General features: G+C 64.8%; 1 protein-coding gene. It reads left to right on the top strand.

Going from position 1 to position 1,128, the window contains the following annotated elements; genetic code table 11:
• The coding region (locus EOA60_RS34070) for an AAA family ATPase (protein ID WP_128312678.1) at positions 1-1,121 on the top strand (1,121 nt) is incomplete at its 5' end.
• Positions 1,122-1,128: the final 7 nt, after the last annotated feature.

The following is a 1,128-nucleotide window of genomic DNA, read 5'->3' as shown; positions in this document are numbered from 1 at the left end:
TCGGAGAGACGATCGCCCAGGGATCGGCCGGTTCGTCTGCCGATCTCGCGCGGCTGCGCGAGCTGATGGCGGAGCTTTCCGCGGCGCAGGGCGAGACGCCGCTGATCCTGCCTTCGGTCGATCGCAATGCGGTCGCCGCCGTGGTGCAGGATTGGACCGGCATCCCGACCGGACGGATGCTGTCCAGCCAGACCGAGAAAGCGCTCAGGCTGGCCGCGACCCTTTCGGAACGCGTGGTCGGCCAGGATCACGCGATGGAGATGATCGCCAAACGTGTCCAGACCAGCCGCGCCGGCCTTGGCGCGCCGGAAAAGCCGGTCGGCGTATTCCTGCTCTGCGGCCCCTCCGGCGTCGGCAAGACCGAGACCGCGCTGGCGCTTGCCGAGACGCTTTATGGCGGCGAGCAGAACCTGATCTCGATCAACATGTCCGAGTTCCAGGAAGCGCATACCGTCTCGACGCTCAAGGGCGCGCCGCCCGGCTATGTCGGTTACGGCAAGGGCGGCATCCTGACCGAGGCGGTGCGGCGCAAACCCTATTCGGTGATCCTGCTCGACGAGGTCGAGAAGGCGCATCCGGACGTCCACGAAATCTTCTTCCAGGTCTTCGACAAGGGCATGATGGACGACAGCGAGGGCCGGCGCATCGATTTCAAGAACACGCTGATCCTGCTCACCTCGAATGTCGGCTCCGACGTCATCATGGACCGCACCAAGAACGGCACCGTGCGGACCGGCATTGACGATCTCGACGCGGCCCTGCGCACTCCGCTGCTGAAAGTTTTCCCGGCCGCCTTCCTCGGTCGCGTGGTCACCATACCCTATTATCCGCTGTCGGATTCGATGATCGAGGCGATCGCCCGCCATCAGTTCGGCAAGATCGCGCGGCGGCTTAAAGCGACCAACGATGCCGAACTGGTCATCGGCGACGGCGTCATGGATCTGGTCAAGGCGCGCTGCACCGAGATCGAGTCCGGCGGCCGCATGATCGACGCCATCCTCACCAACACGCTGCTGCCGGAGCTCAGCCGCGGCGTGCTCAACCGCTCGCTGGAGGGCGAGAAGATGACGAAGGTCACCGTCGGCGCGTCCAAGGAAGGTTTTACCTACTCCTTCGAGTAGCCGCAGC

This window comes from Mesorhizobium sp. M1A.F.Ca.IN.020.06.1.1 (genome assembly GCF_004023265.1).
GTDB lineage: Bacteria > Pseudomonadota > Alphaproteobacteria > Rhizobiales > Rhizobiaceae > Mesorhizobium.
This window is presented reverse-complemented; position numbering and strand designations above follow the sequence as displayed.